Source organism: Heyndrickxia sporothermodurans, from assembly GCF_003055045.1.
Taxonomy (GTDB): domain Bacteria; phylum Bacillota; class Bacilli; order Bacillales; family Bacillaceae_C; genus Heyndrickxia; species Heyndrickxia sporothermodurans.
Map to the genome: position 1 here is coordinate 249,643 of NZ_NAZB01000019.1, position 16,461 is coordinate 266,103.

The 16,461-nt window shown below is 32.8% G+C and carries 21 protein-coding genes; 19 read left to right on the forward strand and 2 right to left on the reverse strand.

Features of this window, described 5'->3' with window-relative positions; translation table 11 throughout:
* Window positions 1-5: 5 nt before the first annotated feature.
* Window positions 6-761, reverse strand: a complete 756-nt coding sequence (locus B5V89_RS08895) for a DUF1836 domain-containing protein (protein WP_066229650.1) — start codon at window positions 759-761, stop codon at window positions 6-8.
* Between the two features lie 222 nt (window positions 762-983).
* Between B5V89_RS08895 and B5V89_RS08900 the strand changes: the two genes are divergently transcribed.
* The 11 genes from B5V89_RS08900 (at window position 984) to B5V89_RS08950 (ending at window position 8,059) form a co-directional block, all read left to right on the forward strand.
* Complete coding sequence (locus B5V89_RS08900) at window positions 984-1,409, forward strand: hypothetical protein (RefSeq protein ID WP_066229647.1); 426 nt, start codon at window positions 984-986, stop codon at window positions 1,407-1,409.
* 1 nt (window position 1,410) lies between these two features.
* On the forward strand, window positions 1,411-1,701 hold the full coding sequence (locus B5V89_RS08905; RefSeq protein WP_066229871.1) for a DUF2653 family protein: 291 nt from the start codon (window positions 1,411-1,413) through the stop codon (window positions 1,699-1,701).
* A gap of 113 nt (window positions 1,702-1,814) precedes the next feature.
* Window positions 1,815-2,783 (forward strand): DMT family transporter, encoded by a 969-nt coding sequence (locus tag B5V89_RS08910; RefSeq protein WP_066229645.1) that lies wholly within the window; start codon window positions 1,815-1,817, stop codon window positions 2,781-2,783.
* An 84-nt stretch (window positions 2,784-2,867) separates the two neighbouring features.
* Window positions 2,868-3,116: a sporulation protein gene (locus tag B5V89_RS08915; protein WP_108071554.1), complete on the forward strand. Its 249-nt coding sequence runs from the start codon at window positions 2,868-2,870 to the stop codon at window positions 3,114-3,116.
* 21 nt (window positions 3,117-3,137) lie between these two features.
* Window positions 3,138-3,332, forward strand: a complete 195-nt coding sequence (locus B5V89_RS08920) for a YbxH family protein (protein WP_066229639.1) — start codon at window positions 3,138-3,140, stop codon at window positions 3,330-3,332.
* A gap of 285 nt (window positions 3,333-3,617) precedes the next feature.
* The gene (def, locus tag B5V89_RS08925; protein ID WP_066229636.1) at window positions 3,618-4,196 is read left to right on the forward strand and encodes a peptide deformylase; all 579 of its coding nucleotides are present in this window, start codon (window positions 3,618-3,620) and stop codon (window positions 4,194-4,196) included.
* Between the two features lie 46 nt (window positions 4,197-4,242).
* Complete coding sequence (locus tag B5V89_RS08930; RefSeq protein ID WP_066229633.1) at window positions 4,243-4,869, forward strand: NUDIX hydrolase; 627 nt, start codon at window positions 4,243-4,245, stop codon at window positions 4,867-4,869.
* A 273-nt stretch (window positions 4,870-5,142) separates the two neighbouring features.
* A complete protein-coding gene (locus B5V89_RS08935) occupies window positions 5,143-6,066 on the forward strand; it encodes a metal ABC transporter substrate-binding protein (RefSeq protein WP_108071556.1) in 924 nt (307 codons plus the stop codon).
* A 94-nt stretch (window positions 6,067-6,160) separates the two neighbouring features.
* Window positions 6,161-6,868: a metal ABC transporter ATP-binding protein gene (locus tag B5V89_RS08940; protein ID WP_066235330.1), complete on the forward strand. Its 708-nt coding sequence runs from the start codon at window positions 6,161-6,163 to the stop codon at window positions 6,866-6,868.
* Window positions 6,814-7,665, forward strand: coding sequence for a metal ABC transporter permease (locus B5V89_RS08945; protein WP_066235328.1), 852 nt, complete (start codon window positions 6,814-6,816; stop codon window positions 7,663-7,665). Before B5V89_RS08940 ends, B5V89_RS08945 begins: the two co-directional genes overlap by 55 nt.
* Window positions 7,666-7,858: 193 nt before the next feature.
* Window positions 7,859-8,059: a cold-shock protein gene (locus B5V89_RS08950; RefSeq protein WP_058006790.1), complete on the forward strand. Its 201-nt coding sequence runs from the start codon at window positions 7,859-7,861 to the stop codon at window positions 8,057-8,059.
* A gap of 50 nt (window positions 8,060-8,109) precedes the next feature.
* Here the strand turns inward: B5V89_RS08950 and msrA are convergent, their stop codons facing one another.
* Window positions 8,110-8,646 (reverse strand): peptide-methionine (S)-S-oxide reductase MsrA, encoded by a 537-nt coding sequence (msrA, locus tag B5V89_RS08955; protein WP_107920332.1) that lies wholly within the window; start codon window positions 8,644-8,646, stop codon window positions 8,110-8,112.
* Between the two features lie 183 nt (window positions 8,647-8,829).
* Between msrA and B5V89_RS08960 the strand changes: the two genes are divergently transcribed.
* The 8 genes from B5V89_RS08960 to B5V89_RS08995 all read left to right on the forward strand — a co-directional run bounded on the left by B5V89_RS08960 (window position 8,830) and on the right by B5V89_RS08995 (window position 16,375).
* Window positions 8,830-11,079, forward strand: coding sequence for an AAA domain-containing protein (locus tag B5V89_RS08960; protein ID WP_108071558.1), 2,250 nt, complete (start codon window positions 8,830-8,832; stop codon window positions 11,077-11,079).
* A 173-nt stretch (window positions 11,080-11,252) separates the two neighbouring features.
* Window positions 11,253-11,642, forward strand: coding sequence for a GntR family transcriptional regulator (locus B5V89_RS08965; RefSeq protein ID WP_107920334.1), 390 nt, complete (start codon window positions 11,253-11,255; stop codon window positions 11,640-11,642).
* Complete coding sequence (locus B5V89_RS08970) at window positions 11,639-12,328, forward strand: ABC transporter ATP-binding protein (protein ID WP_107920335.1); 690 nt, start codon at window positions 11,639-11,641, stop codon at window positions 12,326-12,328. Before B5V89_RS08965 ends, B5V89_RS08970 begins: the two co-directional genes overlap by 4 nt.
* Window positions 12,325-13,158 carry a hypothetical protein gene (locus B5V89_RS08975; protein ID WP_108071560.1) on the forward strand — a complete coding sequence of 278 codons (834 nt, stop codon included), beginning with the start codon at window positions 12,325-12,327 and terminating at the stop codon, window positions 13,156-13,158. The genes B5V89_RS08970 and B5V89_RS08975 overlap by 4 nt, the downstream gene beginning before the upstream one ends.
* 10 nt (window positions 13,159-13,168) lie before the next feature.
* Complete coding sequence (locus B5V89_RS08980) at window positions 13,169-14,356, forward strand: hypothetical protein (protein WP_108071562.1); 1,188 nt, start codon at window positions 13,169-13,171, stop codon at window positions 14,354-14,356.
* A 132-nt stretch (window positions 14,357-14,488) separates the two neighbouring features.
* Window positions 14,489-15,100, forward strand: coding sequence for a DUF4304 domain-containing protein (locus tag B5V89_RS08985; protein WP_181294636.1), 612 nt, complete (start codon window positions 14,489-14,491; stop codon window positions 15,098-15,100).
* Between the two features lie 124 nt (window positions 15,101-15,224).
* Window positions 15,225-15,653, forward strand: a complete 429-nt coding sequence (locus B5V89_RS08990; RefSeq protein WP_108071566.1) for a cell wall hydrolase — start codon at window positions 15,225-15,227, stop codon at window positions 15,651-15,653.
* 95 nt (window positions 15,654-15,748) lie between these two features.
* Entirely contained in the window at window positions 15,749-16,375 is a 627-nt protein-coding gene (locus B5V89_RS08995; protein ID WP_108071568.1) for a spore coat protein, read from the forward strand.
* The last annotated feature ends 86 nt before the right edge of the window (window positions 16,376-16,461 follow it).

Below are 16,461 nucleotides of genomic sequence, written 5' to 3' on the forward strand. Positions count from 1 at the left end.
CATTATTAAGGTGTAGTAAAGTCTTGTAAAAATAATGTTGCTGATAAATATTTTCTTGCATACATTTGAAAATACGCAGTGTAAACAGATAGGGTAGCAATAACAATGGTATTTCTAATTGCTTCCTTTTGTTGTTTACTTAAATGTGTATACTCATCAACCATTTGTTTAGCAGAAGATTCTATTATATTTTCAATGTCTTTAATTGAATAATTTGTCATTTTATAAGTACCGTGATTGATATGGTCAAATAATGTAGAATAACATGCATATAGGTGTACTGGATTTATAAGATCATCATTCTCGTTTTCGGGATCATTAACGACCAGTTTCAAAAGCTTTCGAATGGAATCAAAATCTAAGGCTGTTTTTAAATCTTCAACGAGAAAAAGTAATGCTGTTTGTTCTAATGAATACTTTTTTCCTATTTGAGGAGAAGAAATCATTTCTTTTAAATCTCTTTTTACCCAATTTTGTACAGCGGTCGTCGTAAAGTTTGTATTTTCAATTTGGTTTCCGAGTGCGACAATCTCATTGATAGAAAAAGCCGGTTCTGCCTTTTCAAATTTAATGACCTTGTCCAAAATCGGCGCTAGAATTGTTGTAATAAAGGCTGTCATCGGTTTTTCATTTTCAATAGAAATTTTGTTTGACCGAATCCATGCATCCCGCAAAATAGTTAGAGGTTTTTTATTCCCCCATCCTTTTAGAGCTACCAAGATGTCAGCCATCTCTTTCCTCGTTAATTGAAATGTGAGCATGAGTTCATCTCCATCTTTTAAGTTCTTTTGACCTTATCTTATGATTAGTATTTTGAATTGTCAAATGCTCTTTTTTAAAGAGTTGTGACAATTTTTTTGTATGTAGGGAAAATACTTGCATTTAATAAAATAAGTTCATATAATAAGTTCATAGGAACTTAAAAAGTTTAAGAGAACAATAGAAATAAACTCTCTTAAAAACTTAAATAAAGGAGAATTGATTTGAGAAAAAAATTATTAATGTTTTTAACTGTATTTACACTCATTTTTACCGTAACTAGTATAGGATATGTAGATGATGCTGCTGCAAAAGGGTATCGTTCTGGTAAAAGATCTTTCAGCCCGTCACATTCTAATCAATTTTCACCAAATAAGAGTACAACGAATAAGTTTAAACAAGATACTAGAACGAATTCAACTAATAAATCATTTACGAATAATAGCAACAAAGGTGGATTTATGAAAGGAATGCTACTTGGCGGTTTAGGTGGATTATTAATCGGTAATTTATTTGGACACCTTGGAATGGGAGCATTTGGCTCAATTTTAGCTGGATTTGTTAATATTATCATTTTAATAGGTGTTATTATGATCATTGTTCGGATATTTAGTTTCTTTAAACGAAATAAAACAAAAAGGTATAATTAATATGGAAAAGACGGCTATTTATGAACAAGATATTATCAATGCGATTTGTATTTATATTGCAGACAAATATTATATTCAGCCTGAAGAAGTTTCTGTTGAATTAATTTATGATGACGAAACTGGCTTTTCAGCCGAGATTGAAATGAATGATCGAATCCAACAATTATCTGAACTTAACCTAATTGAGGCACTTCGTCATTGGCTTGGCACAGAGCATGGTCTAGATTCAATGTCGGTTGCATTAGAATTAGAATTAAATGATGATGAAGGAATTATAGCTTATGTTAGTTAAGTAATAATGACTTCATACTTAATGAAAAAAAATCTAGAGAAAAATTCTCTAGATTTTTTTTCATTTAAAGAATATTCTTGTTATATAGTTTTTTAATGGAGGGGACCAATCAAATGCGAGCAATTTTATTAGGTATCGCTGCAGCTTTCTTTTTTGCTGTTACGTTTGTCCTTAATCGTTCCATGGAATTATCGGGTGGAAATTGGTTATGGAGTGCATCCTTACGATATTTTTTTATGATACCGTTTTTATTCATTATTGTTATGTTAAGAAAGAATTTAAAAGAGTTATTTGTTGAAATGAAAAAGCATCCATTTCAATGGTTCCTTTGGAGTTTTATTGGATTCGGATTATTTTATGCACCTTTATGTTTTTCTTCGGCTTTCGGACCTGGCTGGCTTGTAGCAGGAACATGGCAAATCACCATTATATCTGGATCATTGCTCGTACCTTTTATAAGTGAAACTGTGCAAACTGAAAATGGTCCGATAACTATAAAAGGTAAGGTACCACTAAAAGGTTTAGCAATGTCTGTAATTATTTTACTTGGCGTGTTTTGTATGCAGTTGGATCAAAGTCAAGGAATCTCTTTTAAAAGTACTATGCTTGTCGTTATACCAGTTGTTATAGCATCATTTGCGTATCCTCTCGGTAATCGTAAAATGATGCAGATTTGTAAGGGAAGACTTGATGCATTTCAACGAGTCCTTGGCATGACCATTGCCAGTTTGCCATTTTGGATCGTTTTGTCTATCTACGCTGTTCTAACTGATGGATTACCTTCTATTAGTCAGACTAACCAATCTTTAATTGTAGCAATTTCCTCAGGAGTAATTGCGACAGTTTTATTTTTTAATGCTACTGACTTAGTAAAAGATAATTCCTCGCAACTTGCTGCCGTTGAGGCAACTCAATCAGTTGAAATATTGTTCGCGCTAATTGGTGAAATAATCATTTTGCATACATCGTTGCCTTCTAAGTTATCATTATTTGGAATTCTACTCGTTATTATTGGAATGATCTTACATAGCTATGTATCGCGCCCAAAAACAAATGTGATAAATGATAGCATCAGTGCATAATCGCAATTAAATGAATGTATGAATTTTTGTTTATAATCCAATATAAGTGGAAGAAGTATTCAAATTAAAAAATGAGGTGATTTTTTGGACACGACTTTAGCTTATTTACGAGAATCTTTATCAAATCATTTAAATCATTCGATTTGGGAAGAAATATACAAAAAGCTACAAGCAAATACCAACCAAAACGAGATGGAATTTGTTCGTACCTTGTCAGAAGAAGAGACAGCTTTTCTAAATTCAGTGTTGGAAAAAGAAATACGATATGCTCAAGACGAACAGGATCAAATACGTGTTACTCAATTAAATGAAGTGTATGAATTACTTATATAATCTTGAAGGGAAATGAATAATATGGGGGCAATTGAGAGAAATGGTTACGTATTCGAACCTGAATTTAGTGTAGTAAATCAAGATGGTGCAATTCATGTTTATAAAAATGGACAATTCATTGAGGAAATTCAATTCGATTTTACTGGTGATTTTCCAGAACATGATCAAATTGAAGAATTAGTTAATCACTATTGTTCTCAGAAAAGTAAGAAGTAGATTGTAATCAGATTATGTTAACCAATAACGATGTTATCCATTACCCAGGTAGTCAAATAATCATTTGACTACCTTTTAATTAGTATAAATTGTTATGAAATAGTGGAATTATTTGATACTATTTATAATAGATTAGCTTTAAAAGAGGGTGTATTTTTGATTACATTATGTGCAATCGAGATTGGCGATATTGCTAAATAGGAATACTCAGCAAAATTAGACAAAATGAGTTAGTGAAGATATAAAAAATGGATTAATTTTTTTTAGAAAAGGAGTATGTACTGCATGGGTAAGTTTAATGAAAATTATGTTATTACGATGAAAGATATCGTAAGAGAAGGTGCACCGATTTTACGAAAAGTGACGGATGAGGTTGACATCCCACCGAGTGAAGAGGATAAAGAAACATTATTATGTATGCTTCAATATTTAAAAAATAGTCAAACACCTGAAATAGCTGCAAAATATAAACTACGGTCAGGGGTAGGATTATCTGCAAATCAAATCGGTTTAGATAAACGAATGTTTGCTGCTTATATTGTTGATGATAAGGGTGAACATGAGTACACTTTATTCAATCCGAAAATTATTAGTCACTCACTAACAATGATCTATTTACAACAAGGTGAAGGGTGCCTATCTGTTGATCGCGCTGTCCCGGGATATGTGCCAAGATATGAGCGTATAAAAGTCAGAGCATATGACATTACCGGGGAAGAAGTAGTACTTAAACTAAGTGGTTATCCTGCAATTGTTTTTCAACATGAAATCGATCATTTAAATGGAATTATGTTCTATGATCATATTAATCCTGATAATCCATTTCAACTTCCGGAAAATGTAGAAATAAAAAGCGTTTTTTAAGAGTAGGACAAGTAGTAAGATTTATAAATAAAAGAGGAGGAAAACGATGCGTATTGATCTTTTGTTTGATAAATATTCAAACCGCGTCCCGTCCATAATTGGTGAGGAAAAGTTCGCAAAATATGCGGTTTTTCTTCCCGTTTTAAAAAAAGGTGACGAATATCATATATTATTTGAAGTACGTGCCTTACATATGAGAAGACAACCAGGAGAAGTTTGCTTCCCTGGAGGAAAAGTTGATAAAGACGATGTAAATTCGATGGAAACAGCGCTTCGCGAAACAAGAGAAGAGCTTGGGATACAAAAAGAAAATATACAACATATTTTTCCGTTAGATTATATAATCTCTCCATATGGTACGATAATCTATCCGTATGCAGGCCTTATTAACGAAATCCAAAATATTCAACCGAATCCATCTGAAGTAGCCGAAATCTTTACTATTCCATTATCATTTTTTGAAAATATAGAACCCGAGTGTTTTAAAATAAATTTTAAAGTAGAACCGGAAAAGAACTTTCCTTTTCATTTGATCATTGGTGGTGAAAATTATAATTGGCAAACTAGACAAATGGATGAACTATTTTATTATTTTGAAGATAAGACAATATGGGGTTTAACAGCAACCATCTTGAATAATTTTATAAATTTAATAAAAAAAGATAATATGTAAAATTAGCTAATAATAAATATATAGAAAAAAATACTTGCAAATAAGAATGATTACGTATTATTATATATAAGGATCATTTAAATAGAAAATCTTTTTGAAAAAATAAATCGTAATGATTTTGTTTTATCGATTTTTGCAGTCTTTAACTAGATTATTCGAAGAAAAAATGCTATTTGTCTATAAAAAGATTAATAGCATCTAATATTTATCAAAGCTAAATCGTAATAGTACCGATTAACAATTCCGATTTATTTATAGAAATGGGGAGTATGTTTGAGAAAAAAGAACTATTCTATTATTTTATCTCTATTACTTTTGACTGTTTTAATTATTAGTGGGTGTGGCACTATTAATCAAGTAAGCAATAAAAACGTTTCAAGTAATAATAAATTACAAATTGTTACAACATTTTACCCAATGTATGAATTTACTAAAAACATCGTTAAGGATAAAGCGAACGTAAAGTTATTAATTCCGTCAAACGTTGAACCACACGATTGGGAACCTACACCGAAAGATGTTGGAAAGATTCAAAAAGCGGATATATTTGTTTTTAATAGTAAATATTTCGAGACATGGGTTCCTTCAATCAAAAATAGCGTAAGTAATGAAAATCTTTCTTTTGTTGAAGCAAGTAGTGATATTCATTTAATGAATGGGGATGGACATCATCAATTTGATCCCCATGTTTGGTTAAATCCAGTGTTGGCACAGCAAGAAGTAAAAACGATCACTAAAGCTCTAATAAAGGCTGATCCGGAAAATAAAGAGTTTTATCAAAAAAATAGTGATGCGTACATCGCAAAACTTGCAAAACTTGATCATCAATATCGTGAAACCTTAAAGGATGCCAAGAAAAAGGAGATTATCACTCAACATACGGCATTTGGATATTTAGCAAAACAATACGGAATGAAACAAATCCCAATTGCTGGACTGTCACCTTCACAGGAACCAAGCCCGGCAAGATTAGGGGAACTAAAAGAGTTTGCTGTTAAACACCATGTTAAAGTAATCTATTTTGAAGAACTGGCATCACCGAAAGTTGCCGAAACATTAGCTAAAGAAATTGGTGCAAAAACGGAAGTACTCCATACGTTAGAAGGATTAAGCAAGGAAGAGCAAGATAAAGGAATGAATTATATTAGTGTCATGCAAAAAAATCTTGACGCGATTAAAAAGTCCTTATTTGATTAAAATGATAGTGAATGTATATTTTTATTTTTCTTACAGCGTGTGTCATTCTAATTACGCACGCTTTTTCTTGTTTTTTGTAGAAAGGATGGTCGATATGAAATTAGCTTCATTACATAATATTGTTTTTGGCTATACACATGTACCAGCATTAAATGGGGTTTCCTTTGAATTAAATAGCGGGGAGTTTGTAGGAATTACAGGCCCGAATGGCGCTTCTAAATCAACTATGCTTAAAGTAATGCTCGGCTTACTGAAGCCTTGGGAAGGCGAAGTTAACATTAGTAAGAAAAATTGTGATGGAAAGCGCCTAACTATTGGATATGTACCACAACAAATAGCCTCTTTCAATGTAGGTTTTCCAAGCACAGTGATAGAACTTGTGCGGTCTGGGAGATATCCAAGGGGAAAATGGTTTAAACGTCTTGATGAAAATGATGATTTACAAGTTAAGAACGCTCTTGAGATGGTTGGGATGTGGGAGTATAGACATCACAAGATTGGCGCATTATCCGGTGGGCAGAAACAAAAAATTTGTATAGCTCGAACATTAGCTTCAGAACCTGACTTATTAGTTTTAGACGAACCTACAACAGGAATGGATTTCGAAAGCAGGAAAGGATTCTATGAATTTATGAGTCACCAAGTAAAGAAGCATAATCGAACAGTCGTAATGGTTACACATGATCAAGACGAGGTGGAAGATTATCTTGATAAAATCATCCATTTAGAGAAAGGGGAGCAAGGCGGTTGGAAATGTTTAACCTTGAATTCATGCAACGGGCGTTTTGGGCTGGCGGATTAATCGGGATCATTGCTCCACTATTAGGTGTCTTTCTCGTTTTAAGAAGACAAGCATTAATGGCAGATACACTTTCACATATTTCTTTAGCAGGGGTAGCCATTGGATTTTTTATTCATTCGAATATAACTTTTTCAACAATTGTCGTCGTAGTAATAGGGGCGATTGGCATCGAGTATATGCGTAGAGCGTATCATACTTACTCCGAAGTTTCGATAGCGATATTAATGGCGGCTGGTCTCAGTTTTGCTTTATTTTTAATGAGCATTACAGATGGGGGGATGACAACAAATATTGATCAATTCCTATTTGGTTCCATCGTAACGATTAGCGCTACACAAGTTTATACGATGGTAGGAGTGACCATTGTTATATTATTGTATTTCTTTATTTTGCGAAGACCATTATATTTAATGACTTTTGATGAGGATACGGCATTTACAAGTGGAATAAATACGAATCTTCTTTCCTTATCATTTAGCATTATTACTGGTTTAGCGATCTCGATAATTATACCAACCATTGGCGTATTGCTCGTCTCAGCATTATTAGTTTTACCTGCAGCGTTTGCGATACGATTAACGAAAGGGTTTAAAATGGTCTTTGCCACAGCGATGATCGTTTCTTTATTTAGTATCTTTACAGGTCTTATTTCATCATACTCGTTAGGGACTCCACCAGGCGCAACAATTACATTATTATTAGTGGTGATTTTGTTAGTCGGCTTTACATGTCAAAAAATAATTTTGCATTTTACAAGAAGTATAAAGAGAAGGTCACATAAAAGGCTGAATTATTAAAGATTAATTTTAAAATTAACAAAAAATTGTTTACCAATTACTTGCTAAATTGAATTACTTCTGTTATTCTAAAGAAGAATTATTTTTGTTCGGTATGTAAGGAAAAGATAGTGTTTTCAAACTTATCGCCTAATATCACTTGAGCAAGGATAGTAATACAATGTGTGTATTGCACACTAGGAGGAAGATTTACATGACACAAGGTACAGTTAAATGGTTCAACAGTGAAAAAGGATTCGGCTTCATCGAAGTTGAAGGCGGAGACGATGTATTCGTTCATTTCTCAGCGATCCAAGGCGAAGGTTACAAAACACTTGAAGAAGGTCAAAAAGTAACTTTTGACGTTGAACAAGGTCAACGTGGAGCTCAAGCTGCTAACGTAGTAAAAGCATAATAATGCTTAAAAAAAACAGACTCATTTGAGTCTGTTTTTTTTCTCTGAACTTATTTTTCTTCGTTCCAATGTGCCGAAATAAATTCATCACGACCTGATTTCTTCCTATCATCCATGTAGTCATCTTTATTCTTCTTATAATAATCCTGATGATAATCTTCAGCAGGATAGAAGGTAGCAGCAGGAAGTATTTGCGTCACAATTGGTTTTTTAAACTTTCCACTTTCACTTAACTGTTGTTTTGATTTTTCTGCTAATTGCTTTTGTTCTTCAGAATGATAGAAAATCGCTGTCCGGTAGGAATCTCCGCGATCATGAAATTGGCCACCATCATCAGTAGGATCGATTTGCTGCCAATAAATTTCAAGTAATTTTTCGTAAGGGAAAATGCTTGGATTATAGGTAATCTGAACAACTTCATAATGTCCGGAGTTACCTGCTTTAACCTCCTCATATGTTGGGTTATCAATATGACCTCCAGAATAACCGGAAACCACTTTTTCAATTCCATCCCATTGGTCGAATGGCTTGACCATACACCAAAAACAGCCGCCTGCAAAAGTTGCTTTTTCTACTTGATTGTCCATTATGTACCTCCATAAATATCGAGCTTAATCGGATAATATCATTTTTAGCGTAAATATAGCAATAAATAGGTTTGAAAAATAAGAATATAAAACTAATTTTATATATAAAGCAGAATACGGTAAAATATATGGGTTCAATCAAATTGACCTGATTCAAAATATTTAAAAGGGATTGCAATACCAATGACTATAAATACTAAGCTATTAATAAAAGAATGGCAGCATGCTTTACAACTAGAAATTCAACATTTGAAAAAATACGGGAGTACAAAATATCATGTTTCAAATGGTTTTTTAGTTTCTAATGATTCATCATATACTTATTATTTTGAGACGGCTGTAAGTTTGAAAATTCCAATTGGTGCATCTGTACGTCTTGAATGGGAGAAAAATAAGTATAACGGAAGAATCCTCTCTTCAGAAGGAAAAAACATGATAATAAGTTTCGATAAATATATCGGTGATCTTATCAGCACGGCTTTTCTTTACCATGATCCATGGGAATTATTAGAACAACTTATAAATCGTTTAGACGAAGCGAAGAAAAATAAGCGAAAAAGAATTAGTATAAAGCAGTTAATGGATCCTGGAAGCCAAGTTAAACACCCAACAAACAAAATAAAAAGTAATATTCATGAGTTAGTATTACGATCAAAATATAATCCTGTTACATTTGTCTGGGGGCCACCTGGAACGGGGAAAACCTATACATTAGCAAGAGTTGCAGCAAACAAGTATTTTAAAGAAAAAAGAGTCCTTATACTATCCCATAGTAATAAAGCCGTAGATGTGCTAATGAATGAAGTATTATCATTTGTTCAACAAAAGAACCGTTTTGTTGAGGGTGATGTTATACGGTTTGGCATGGGTGGAGATTTACGGGAAGAGAATCAATTATCAATGATGCATTTACTTGAAAAACGAGAACCTGCGCTATTTGAAAAAAAACAACAGTTTTCCATTCAGAAAAAAGAAATAAAGAAAGATTTAGGCAATTCATTTAGCAATAGGGATACAGACAAGCTTTTAGAGGTAGAAGGAAAACTTGCGAAAATATTAGAAACGATCCGGCGGAAAGAAGTTGAATATGTAAAAGAGGCTAGGATTATTGGAACAACTTTAGCAAAAGCAGCTGGAGACCCGACGATATATGAACAAGAATACGATCTAATAATTATTGATGAAGCAAGTATGGCCTATATACCGCAAATTGCTTTTGCAGCGACTTTAGCCAAAAGAGTGATTGTTTGCGGTGATTTTAAACAATTGCCGCCAATTGCATCTTCAAGACATTCTTTAGTCAATAAATGGCTAAGAGAGGATATCTTTCATAAAGCTAATGTCGTTTATACGAATAACGAAGATCAATTGCATCCACATTTATTTTTGCTAAAAGAACAAAGAAGAATGCACCCGGACATTTCCGCTTTTACGAATCGATATATTTATCAATCATTGGTTGGGGATCACGAAAAAATAGGAGAGATGCGAAAGTCGATTGCGCGGAATTTCCCCTTTCCTAACCGCGCATCTATTTTACTGGATACAAGTTTTTCAGGTTCATATTGTATTAGTGAACGAATTTCAACATCAAAAATAAATCCATTTCACCTCTTGCTATCTTTTCAGTTAATCCACGAATCTCTTGTCTCCGGCATTTCTTCGATAGGATTTGTCACCCCATATCGGGCACAAGCTACTCTAATGGATCAATTACTGATGGATCTTTATCCTTCAGAAACGCTAAATGGAGACATTGTTTCGGCAACTGTACACCGTTTTCAAGGTAGTGAAAAGGATTTAGTCATATTCGATACGGTTGATGGATCACCTCAAACTCGTCCAAGTATGCTTCTTTCCGGAAGTGAAAGTGAACGTTTAATAAATGTCGCAATGACTAGAGCAAAGGGAAAGTTTATCCACATAGCCAATAAAGATTTCATTCGCCATCATGTATTTCGTAATAAAACAATAAGACAATTAGTAGAACATCAAGATCGGTTAGGCCAAACGGTTTCACTGAACGATATTGGTAAGTGGGTGAGACACTCACATCCTAAGTTAAAGTGGATCTATGCACGTAAATTGGATCAAGTATTTATCGATATTCATACTGCACAGGACATTATCATACTCTCATTGCCAAAACATGCAACTCTTTCTAAGCAATGGGAAGATGTACTAAATAACAGGGATAAAAAAGTTAGATTGCTTATTATTTCAACAAAGGAATGGAAAAATATCCAGCCAAACGAACAGATTAAAGATCATTTGCCATTCCCATTTGTAATAATAGACCAAAATATTTTTTGGTTAGGTCTCCCTCTTGAAGGGATGATAAATATTAAACCTCCATATATTACAGCAAGACTAGAATCGGATGCTTTTGTTAATTACTTCATTAAACAATTGCCGATAAGTAGAATGATATAATCCATTTTTTAGCCAGGATAATTTACTGGCTATTTTTTTTGAAATTTTGTTGACACCAAATGTGTATTACACATATAATACACATATGAAGTGTATGAACTGAATAATACATACATCTTTCTAATCAAAGTGTATGAACTAATTAATACACACAATAAATAGGAGATGTTTCAATGAAAATAAACTTTAATAATCGTGATCCTGTATATGCTCAAGTAGTAAGGTATTTCAAGGAACAGATAGCGATTGGAAATTTAGGGGCGGGGCAAGAAATTCCATCTCGAAGGGAGCTTGCATCCATGTTAAAGATTAATCCTAATACAGCTCAACGGGCGTATAAAGAAATGGAGGAACAAGGGTTGATTCATACTGAAAGAAACCACCCAAGTCGAATAACAAATGATGAAGCGATACTAGGGAAATTAAGATCAGAACTTATTGTGGAAGCTGTTGATTCTTTTGTGGAATCAATACGGGCGATTAATGTGCCGGTAGAGGAGATTCTCACCTTAGTAAAAGATAAATACACTTCTACAGAAAAAGGGAGGATGGAAGCAGAATGATTGAAGTAAAAAATGTCACGAAAAAATTTGGTCGCAAGAAAGTACTAAATGGCATATCTTTCACTGCCAATAAAGGCGAGATTACTTGTTTAATTGGGATTAACGGGGTAGGTAAAACGACCACATTAAAAGCGATTTTAGGACTCACACCGATAAATAGCGGCACGATCTTAATTGATGGAGAAAAGTTAACAAAATCAAGTTATGAAAAAATTACGTTTATCCCTGATGCAATTACGATGCTGCCGCAAATGACGATTCGTGAAGCGATGGTATTTATGAACGACTTTTATCAAAATTGGAATCAAAAACGAGCAGATGATTTATTAACGTTTTTTAAGTTAGATAGGCATACACGAATATCCGATTTATCGAAAGGAAACGTAGCAAAGGTTAATTTATTATTAGGACTTTGTCTTGATGTTGATTATGTATTAATGGATGAACCTTTTTCAGGAATCGATATTTTTAGTCGTGAACAAATAGCGGAGGTTTTCACAAGTCATCTGATTGAGGATAGAGGAGTTATTATCACTACCCATGAAATTAATGATATTGAACATTTAATTGATAAAGTTGTATTAATGGATAATGGTGTTGTCCTAAAAGAATTTAATACAGAAGAAATTCGATTCTCTGAAGGGAAATCCGTTGTTGATGTCATGAGAGAGGTGTACCAACCGTGAACAAGTTTTTAAAATTAGTTAACTTTGAAATGAATCGTTTTAAAAAGATATACATTGTCCTACTACTGATTACTGTTATCTTTCAATTTGTTGGCGTATTTGTCATATCATTAAGTTTTATGAATGATTCAAAGCGTATTATGCACGATGAATCTTTGTCTGTTGTTCAATATGTACACCAATATGGATTGTTTGATTTTACTCATATATTACGGAGTTTGTGGTTTTTCGCACCAATCGGTATTGGTGTTACAGCAATATTATTCTACATTTTTTTCATCTGGTATCGCGATTGGTTCGGAAAAAATACATTTATTTATCGACTATTAATGCTTCCAACCTCAAGATTAAATATTATTTTGTCAAAAGGATTGACAATTCTTATATTTGTTCTTGGTTTAATTGCCTTTCAACTAATTTTACTTCCAATTGAAAACGCAATGGTAAATTGGCTTGTTTCTAATGAATTTCTTAATAGAATGAACGTACAAGAAATTTTAGGATCATCATTTGAATTATCTTTATTAATTCCAGGCTCTTTTATTGAATTTATCCTTTATTATGCAACAGGGTTAATGGCGGTATTTGTTATCTTTACTGGTATTTTATTTGAGAGAAGCTATCGAATAAAAGGAATCATTTTTGGAGTATTGTATGCAATTGCGGCATTTATTGTCTTCTTTTCTCCTTTCCTTGTGGAAATGATTTTACAAAAAGATTATTTATATGGGATTGAAAAACTACTACTGTTAATAGTAATGGGGATTATCGTTTTCATCGGTTCATTACTTGTTAGCAATTTCCTATTAAAGAAAAAGGTATCAGTTTAAGGGGGATCATATGAAACGATATATTAGTTCAATTGTTATTATAGCAATAATGTTTTGTACCATCGGTGCATTTTATATTTATACTTCAGCAGCAAATTCTTTACCGGAAATGAAAATCGTTAAAGTGAGTGGAAATGATGATGAATTAAAAAATGTCGTAATAAGCGGAAACTATCACATTGGCAATACGAATGAGAACTTTGAAGCTACGACGAAGGGAACAACATACTTTAGTGAAAGATCTTTCTTTGAAAAGCTAGATTTAGAAAAAGGGAAGCTTTTAGAATTAAGGAAAAACTATCGAAATTTTATGAGGGGAAAACATGACCTTGACTCAATATTTGAAGATCAAGAATTACTCACCTATACAGAATTAAATACGCGTTACAATAAATATTCATTGAATATCTCAATTTTAAATAAAAAAAATAAAAAGAAAAATTCCTTTCAAGTAGATATTCCAAACTATCAAGAATTTACAGGAGTTTATTTTCATGACGTACAACGTGTAGGAAATGAATTAAAAGTAATTACGGAAAATAATCGACGTTTAGATCAGGGCAAAAGTAAAATTGAATTACATCTCTATACCATTGATTATGAACAGAAAAAGATAATTAAAGATGATATTATTGCTTCAAAATTTACGGATAATCGCCATGGTGATCAGTATGATTCGATTTATTCAAATGACCCTACAATCGCTAATAAATATTATTTCATGCAAGATAATAAAGTAAAGTTTCAGGAACTCCCAGATGGGGGAATGGATGAACAAATCGTTAATAGTGAAATTGTTGCTTATAATTACGAAAAAAATAGTCTAGAAAAAATCAAAGTCCCAAAGCAATATTATGGAACTCAAAGACCTCAAATGGTAAACGATATAGACGGTACAGTTTATTTATTTTTAGAAAATGAAAAAGATGTAATTTTATCTAAAGTCAACATTGATAAGCATTCTATAGAAAAAATCAGAAAGATTTCATTACCGGAAATGGGAGGGAATCAGAATCAAGTAATAAAAATTGATAATGGAAAAGTATACATTTTAATCACACAAACGAACGCAAATGATAAAAATACACTAATTGTAATGGATATACGAAGTGGTCAAAATCTATACAAAGGAAAAATTACTCAGTCCAAACAAAAAAAGAATAGTAATATTGAATTATTTGACTTTGAAATAAACTAAACAAATAATGTGAAAAAAGAAATATTTAGAATAAATGCAACTTTTTAAGCAGTCATTACGTCTAATATATATGGAGATATTTTGAAAGCAAATTAACGTTTTTTTCATCAAAATATAGCAGGGGGGATTGACTTGATTGTTCGGAGTAAAATTGATAAAAAAATAAAACGAATTCTATCTCCGGTTTTGAAGGAATTTGGATTTTTAAGTATTAACAGCCGAAATTATTACGCACTTCATAATGATTGTATATGGGTTTTAAATATTAATCATGTGGGGAAATACTCTTCCGAATTATCAGGTTGGCCTGCTCAATCACTAAATGCTACGGTAGGGATATATTATGATTTTATCCCTCCATTATCGGATGACATTGAAAGGATTGAAAATTTCCCGAAATATTATGAATGCCAATTGCAAATGGAATTATGTTGTCAAAATAATGAAATTTATGACCAAATTAAAGATAATAAAAAGTTAGAAAGTATATGGTGGTTTCATCCAAATGGAAGTAATATTGAAGATGTAGTTCATGATATTAGAAATGCTTTTGTTAATACAGGTTTACCTTGGTTAAAAAAATATTCCAATTTGGAACGCGCCTTTGAAAAGATTGAAGGCGAACTGAATTCGTATCATAAATTTTATAAAGCAAAATTTTTTGCAAAATATTTAAATCAATGGGATAAATATGAGAAGTATAACCATTTATTTAAAGTCGAAGCAACTAAATTTGGTGAGTAAAAGTGAAGGAAATAAACTCCTTCACTTTTTTATTTATTAATCTTTTTCGTCTGTCAATATATAAATGGTCATCAAACCAGCTGTAAAGAATATGATAAGGTGAAAAGTTTTTGGAGGTGAAAGAATGGCAGTTGTAAAAGCGACTGATTCAGATATTGCCCTATTAGCAAGGCTGTTAAGAGCGGAGGCAGAGGGAGAAGGAGTTCAAGGAATGCTTCTTGTCGGCAATGTGGGAATAAACCGAATACGAGCAAACTGTTCTGATTTCAAAGGTTTACGGACGATACCGCAAATGGTTTACCAGCCACATGCATTTGAAGCAACCATTCATGGATACTTTTATCAACGAGCAAGAGAAAAAGAAAAACGATTGGCCCGGAGATCGATTAATGGAGAAAGTTTTTGGCCAGCTAAATATAGTTTATGGTATTTTAAGCCACCGGGTAATTGTCCTTCAACATGGTATAACCAACCATTAGTGGCACGGTATAAGTCTCACTGTTTTTACGAACCAACAGCGGAAACTTGTCAAAATGTTTATAATACTTTTTAATTACATTCATGCTAATAAAAACGTAAAAAATGAATAACTCCCATTTCTAAATAAATAATAACAGAGTAAATATTATTATTTATGGAGGGTTATTTATGGATCAAAACCATCAGAACATGCATACTGGTAGTATTCCACAGCAAATGAATCATGGCGGCCATGAAGTTTTAGATGTAGGGGAAGTGTTGTCTGGTGCGATTGGGACAATGAATACCTATACACTTCTTAAAGATCATGTACAGGATCAAGAGCTGCGCGGGATTCTTGATCGGCAGTATCAATTTATGCAACAAGAATATAATACAACAGTTGATTGCTTTAAGACTGGTCAAGATCCACAAGTACCAACTCAAAGTTATAAGATGCAACAAAATAATGACTTTATTTATGGTCTGCAACCATCTCAACCTAAAAAACCGATACAATCTGCCAATGAGCTAACAGATGAATGTATTTCTGGATTAATGCTTGGAGCTGTTAAATCATCTGCATCGATGAAAGCAGTTGCGGCATGTGAAACGACGAACCCTGTCGTCCGCCGGGTATTAGCAGATTCAATTCCAAATTGCATCGAAATGGCTTATGAAATTTCACTGTATCAAAATAAGCACCATTATTATCAAGTACCACAATTTTCACAACAGGATATGCAACAAATGTTAAATGCATATGCTCCTGCACAAGGAACGATGCAAACACCGAATAATTATATGACCCATTAATGCAATAGAAAACACCATTTCAAAAGGAATGGTGTTTTCTTTCTTTTGAACATACGTGAAAGTGTTTGATTTTTTTGCTAAAATAT

Excerpts from the sequence above, each read along its gene's own strand:
- B5V89_RS08980 (WP_108071562.1), top strand. The coding sequence starts at position 13,169 with ATGAAACGATATATTAGTTCAATTGTTATTATAGCAATAATGTTTTGT.
- B5V89_RS08960 (WP_108071558.1), top strand. The coding sequence starts at position 8,830 with ATGACTATAAATACTAAGCTATTAATAAAAGAATGGCAGCATGCTTTA.
- msrA (WP_107920332.1), bottom strand. The coding sequence starts at position 8,646 with ATGGACAATCAAGTAGAAAAAGCAACTTTTGCAGGCGGCTGTTTTTGG.
- B5V89_RS08970 (WP_107920335.1), top strand. The coding sequence starts at position 11,639 with ATGATTGAAGTAAAAAATGTCACGAAAAAATTTGGTCGCAAGAAAGTA.
- B5V89_RS08965 (WP_107920334.1), top strand. The coding sequence starts at position 11,253 with ATGAAAATAAACTTTAATAATCGTGATCCTGTATATGCTCAAGTAGTA.
- B5V89_RS08920 (WP_066229639.1), top strand. The coding sequence starts at position 3,138 with ATGGGGGCAATTGAGAGAAATGGTTACGTATTCGAACCTGAATTTAGT.
- B5V89_RS08895 (WP_066229650.1), bottom strand. The coding sequence starts at position 761 with ATGCTCACATTTCAATTAACGAGGAAAGAGATGGCTGACATCTTGGTA.
- B5V89_RS08940 (WP_066235330.1), top strand. The coding sequence starts at position 6,161 with ATGAAATTAGCTTCATTACATAATATTGTTTTTGGCTATACACATGTA.
- def (WP_066229636.1), top strand. The coding sequence starts at position 3,618 with ATGGGTAAGTTTAATGAAAATTATGTTATTACGATGAAAGATATCGTA.
- B5V89_RS08995 (WP_108071568.1), top strand. The coding sequence starts at position 15,749 with ATGGATCAAAACCATCAGAACATGCATACTGGTAGTATTCCACAGCAA.
- B5V89_RS08910 (WP_066229645.1), top strand. The coding sequence starts at position 1,815 with ATGCGAGCAATTTTATTAGGTATCGCTGCAGCTTTCTTTTTTGCTGTT.
- B5V89_RS08905 (WP_066229871.1), top strand. The coding sequence starts at position 1,411 with ATGGAAAAGACGGCTATTTATGAACAAGATATTATCAATGCGATTTGT.
- B5V89_RS08930 (WP_066229633.1), top strand. The coding sequence starts at position 4,243 with ATGCGTATTGATCTTTTGTTTGATAAATATTCAAACCGCGTCCCGTCC.
- B5V89_RS08950 (WP_058006790.1), top strand. The coding sequence starts at position 7,859 with ATGACACAAGGTACAGTTAAATGGTTCAACAGTGAAAAAGGATTCGGC.
- B5V89_RS08990 (WP_108071566.1), top strand. The coding sequence starts at position 15,225 with ATGGCAGTTGTAAAAGCGACTGATTCAGATATTGCCCTATTAGCAAGG.